The organism is Sphingobium sp., from assembly GCF_035511395.1.
Classification (GTDB): domain Bacteria; phylum Pseudomonadota; class Alphaproteobacteria; order Sphingomonadales; family Sphingomonadaceae; genus Sphingobium.
In genome coordinates this window covers 1-4,490 of the sequence record NZ_DATKFP010000184.1, presented here as the reverse complement: position 1 = coordinate 4,490, position 4,490 = coordinate 1, and the positions used below count along the sequence as shown (strand labels likewise).

At 65.0% G+C, this 4,490-nt stretch carries 6 protein-coding genes; 4 read left to right on the top strand and 2 right to left on the bottom strand.

Features of this window, described 5'->3' with window-relative positions:
• Nucleotides 1-135: 135 nt before the first annotated feature.
• Nucleotides 136-1,158 (bottom strand): flagellar motor switch protein FliM, encoded by a 1,023-nt coding sequence (fliM, locus tag VMR39_RS12470; RefSeq protein ID WP_325416306.1) that lies wholly within the window; start codon nt 1,156-1,158, stop codon nt 136-138.
• Entirely contained in the window at nt 1,155-1,676 is a 522-nt protein-coding gene (locus VMR39_RS12465; protein WP_414712504.1) for a flagellar basal body-associated FliL family protein, read from the bottom strand. Before VMR39_RS12465 ends, fliM begins: the two co-directional genes overlap by 4 nt.
• 128 nt (nt 1,677-1,804) lie before the next feature.
• Between VMR39_RS12465 and VMR39_RS12460 the strand changes: the two genes are divergently transcribed.
• The 4 genes from VMR39_RS12460 to VMR39_RS12445 form a co-directional block, all read left to right on the top strand.
• On the top strand, nt 1,805-2,548 hold the full coding sequence (locus VMR39_RS12460) for a flagellar hook-basal body complex protein (protein ID WP_325416304.1): 744 nt from the start codon (nt 1,805-1,807) through the stop codon (nt 2,546-2,548).
• Nucleotides 2,549-2,673: 125 nt separating this feature from the next.
• The gene (flgG, locus tag VMR39_RS12455; RefSeq protein ID WP_325416303.1) at nt 2,674-3,459 is read left to right on the top strand and encodes a flagellar basal-body rod protein FlgG; all 786 of its coding nucleotides are present in this window, start codon (nt 2,674-2,676) and stop codon (nt 3,457-3,459) included.
• Entirely contained in the window at nt 3,459-3,890 is a 432-nt protein-coding gene (gene flgA, locus VMR39_RS12450) for a flagellar basal body P-ring formation chaperone FlgA (RefSeq protein ID WP_325416302.1), read from the top strand. Before flgG ends, flgA begins: the two co-directional genes overlap by 1 nt.
• 12 nt (nt 3,891-3,902) lie before the next feature.
• Nucleotides 3,903-4,490: flagellar basal body L-ring protein FlgH (locus VMR39_RS12445; RefSeq protein WP_325416301.1), on the top strand; the 588-nt coding region annotated here is incomplete at its 3' end.

Below are 4,490 nucleotides of genomic sequence, written 5' to 3'. Positions count from 1 at the left end.
CGCGTTCGAACTGGGCCACACCGTCACCCAGCGGTGCGGCGCGCAGGTCGCGCACGCTGCGGCCGAGGCGCAGGGTCTGGACGATCACCGCCACGCAGAGCAGCATCATGAACGCGTTGCTGATAGTCACGAACGTCATCGGGGAAATCCTTTCGAGATGTCGGTCGCCATGCGGATGGCGATATTCTGGGAACGCTGGCCGATATGGGCCTGGCCGAGCGGCACGCCGCCGCACTGGACCTGAAGCGCATCGTCGGGGCTGCGGTTGAGGGCGATGGTCTGGCCGACCTTGAGGCCGGTGACGGCGCGCAGCGGCATCTGCTTTTCGCCTAGCACCACGTCGACGGTGACGGCGGTGCTGGTGAGTTCGCTCGCCATATGGGATTCCCACATGCGGTCGCGACCCAGCTTCTCGCCCATGAAGCGTTGCAGCAGCTTGGCGCGCACCGGTTCCAGCGTGGCATAGGGCAGGAGGACGCTGAACTTGCCGCCCCGTCCCTCCATGTCGACGCGGAAGGTGGCGACGGCGGTGATGTTGCTGGGACCGGCGATGGCGGCGAAGCGCGGGCTGGCCTCGATCCGTTCCAGCTCCATCGTCACCGGCTCAACCGCCTCGAAGGAGGCGGACAGTTCCTCCAGCGCCAGTTCGACCATCTTCCAGACCAGTTGCGTCTCGATCGTGGTGAAGGCGCGGCCTTCGACCCGCATCGGCGCATTGCCGCGACGGCCGCCCAGCAGCGCGTCGACCACGGCGTAGATCAGGCCGCTGTCGACGGTGATGACGCCGAAATTCTCCCATTCGCGGACCTTGAACACGCCGAACATGGCCGGCAGCGCGACATGGTTCATGAACTCGCCGAAGCGGGTGGAGGTGATCTCCTCCAGACTGACGTCGATCGCGTCGGAGGTGAGATTGCGCATGCTGGTCGCGAAGGTGCGGACCATGCGTTCGCAGACCACTTCCAGCATCGGCAGCCGTTCATAGCTGATGACGTTGGATTCGATGACGGCCTTGAGGCCGCTCTTGGGCTGCGCGGGCGCGGCGTCGGCGAAACCGAACAGGGCGTCGATCCCGGCCTGGTCGAACATGTCGCCGCCCTCGCCCGCCGTCATCTTCGGCGGGTCGGGAAGGTCGAAATCGTCGAAATCGTCGCTCATTGCTGCACCAGATCCTGAATCAGCACGTCGTGGACGGTACCCGCGCCCAGCGCCTGGGTGGTGCGCGACATCATCTCCTCCTTGATGCGGAATACGGCGGCGGAACCGGCAAGGTCGTCCGGTCGCAATTCGCGCAGGAAGGGTTGCAGTGCGTCGAGCACCACGGGCAGCCGCTCCTTGATGCCGTCGACCTTGGCCGCATCAGCCGCGACCAGAATGAAGCGCAGCTTCAGGAAGCGCGCCTGCCCGTCGCCGCTGCGCAGGTTCACGATGACGGGCGGCACTTCTATATAGGATGAGCTGTCGGTGCCGGCCGATGCCGCAGCCGGGGCCGCTGCTTCATGCCCGCTGCCCCCGGCGCTGTCGCCGCGCAGCATCCACCAGGCGCCGCCGCCCCCGGCCGCGAGCAACAGCGCCGCCGCGCCACCGATGATCAGCAGCTTCTTGCGATTTTTCGGCTTTTCCCTGGGCACCTCTATCGGCGTCACGTCAATGATCGCGTCACTCGCCACATTCATTCCCCTTCAAGCATGGATCGGAGCATCGATTATCGCTGTCCGCGTCCGCTTTGGCGTTCACGCCTCTATTATAGGAGGGACGCACGGCAATTTCTGCCTAGCGCATCTTTTTCAGCAAGGTGCCCGCTATGGACGTTTCCACCTTCGTTCTGCTGAGCCATGAGCAGGCTCTGCGCCGGCAGATGGACATCACGGCGAACAATATCGCCAACACCAATACGGTCGGATTCAAGCGCGAACAGGCGCTGTTCCACGAATATGTCGAGGATCTGAAGCAGGCTCCGATCGAGGATGCGCGCAAGGCCAGCTTCGTGCTCGATTTCGGCGCGATCCACGATGCGCGGCAGGGGCATTTCCAGGCGACCGGCAATCCGCTGGACGTGATGATCGAGGGGCCGGGCTATCTGAACGTCGAGAGCGCCGACGGCAGCACAGCCTATACGCGGGCGGGCTTCGTCAAGATCCTGGAAAATGGCGATCTGGCGACATCGGGCGGGCAAAGGCTGCTCGACGAGAATGGCCGCGCGATCAACATCCCGCCCGACCAGATGCGCAACGTCACTATCGCGCAGGATGGATCGGTGATGGCGGGCGACAATCCGGTCGGGCGGCTGGCCGTCACCAGCTTCGCCGACGAGAATATGCTCGACGTGCGCGGCGACGGAATGCTGATCGGCACCGGCGGGCAGTTGATGGCCGCCACCCAGACCAAGCTGCGGACCGGCGGGGTCGAGGCGTCCAATGTCGAACCGATCGTCGAGACGACCAACATGGTCGACATATTGCGCGCCTACCAGACCAGCCAGCGCATGACCGAGGACATGGCCGACATGCGCCAGCAGGCCATCGGACGACTTGGCCGGATCAATTGATGTCTAAATTCGCCCTGTCTTGAGGAAGAAAAGTGCGGGGCTTCGACAGGCTCAACCCGACCGGGGAGAGTTGATTTCTTCCACCCCCAAATAATGACCCTTGATTTCCACGCAAAGGAGTTCCCATGCGTTCGCTTTCCATCGCTTCGACCGGCATGCTGGCCCAGCAGACCAATGTCGACGTCATTTCCAACAATATCGCCAATATGAACACCACCGCCTTCAAGCGGCAGCGGGCGGAATTTCAGGATCTGCTCTACCAGCAGGTATCGCGGCCGGGCGCGGCGACCAGCGCGGACGGGACCAAGGTGCCGTCAGGCATCCAGATCGGCGCGGGTGTGCGCACCGGCGGCGTCTATCGCATCACCGAGCAGGGCGCGCTGACCAACACCGGCAACCGCTACGACCTGGCGATCGACGGTCCGGGCTATTTCCAGATCATGATGCCGTCGGGCGACCTGGCCTATACCCGGGCAGGATCGTTCCAGTTGTCCGATCAGGGCGAACTGGTGACGACCGACGGCTATCGGGTGCAGCCCGACATCACCATTCCACAGGGCGCGCTGGACGTCGTCGTGTCGAAGACCGGGGAAGTACAGGTCAAGATCGACGGCCAGACCGAATTGCAGACGGTGGGCCAGCTCGAACTCGCCACCTTCGTCAACGAGGCGGGACTGGAAGCGGTCGGGTCCAACCTGTTCCGCGAAACCGGCGCATCGGGCCAGCCTACCGTCTCCACGCCGGGCCAACCCTCCTTCGGTACGCTGACGCAGGGCTTCGTCGAAGCGTCCAACGTCAATCCGGTGTCGGAAATCACCTCGCTCATCACCGCGCAGCGCGCTTATGAGATGAACAGCCGGGTGGTGAAGGCGGCCGACGAAATGCTCGCCACCTCGACGCAGCTTCGCTGATGATCGCCCCGCTTGCCCTGCTCGCCGCAGCGACGATCGCCCCCTCCCCCACGGTCGACACGCCGGTACTCGCCCATATGGTGGAGAAGGGCGATGTGCTGAGCGCCGCCGACTTCACCAGCGCCGCCCTGCCGCCCGCCACCGCGCGCGGCGCCACGGCGGTGCTCGACGCGGCCGGGCGGGAGGCGACCCGTCGCCTTTCCGCCGGCAATGTGGTGCGCGCCAGCGACATCGCCGCGCCGCGCATCGTCCACCGCGGCGAAGCCGTCACGATCGCGCTGGTATCGGGTGCGCTGCGCATCACCGCCGGGGGACGGGCACTCGGCGACGCCGGCAAGGGCGAGCCAGTGCGCGTCATCAACCTCAGCACCAACCGCACGATCGACGCTGTGGCCGACAAGCCCGGACAAGTGCGCGTAACGGCCCAGTAGGAAGGTCTTCCAATGAAATATATCCTGCCTGCCATCGTCGCGGCGTCGCTGCTGTCCGGCTGCGGCGCGGTCGGACGGCTCAAGACCGTCGGCAAGCCGCCAAAGATGAGCGAGGCCGAAATCCCGGTCGCGCCGCGCATCGAGCCGTCGATCGGCAACCAGTCGACCCTGGGCCGTGCGGGCGCGGACAGCCCGTCGGACAGCGGACCGCGCGGGGCATCGCTGTTCCGCACCGGCGCGGGCGCTTTCTTCCGCGATCAGCGCGCCTCGCGCGTCGGCGACATCGTGACGATCCGCATCAATATCGCGGACAATGCGACGGTGGACAACAGCACGACCCGTACCCGGACCGGCAGCGAGACGGGTGGCATTGGTGCTCTGCTTGGGCTGGAAAGCAAGATCGGGAAAATCCTGCCAGGCAATCCCGATCCGGGCAGTCTGGTCGATACCAGTTCCGCATCGAGCGCGGTCGGCGCCGGCAGGACATCGCGAACCGAGCAGATCAACATGACGATGGCGGCATCAGTCGTGGATGTTCTGCCTAACGGCAATCTGCTGATCCGGGGACGCCAGGAAGTACGCGTCAATTATGAACTGCGC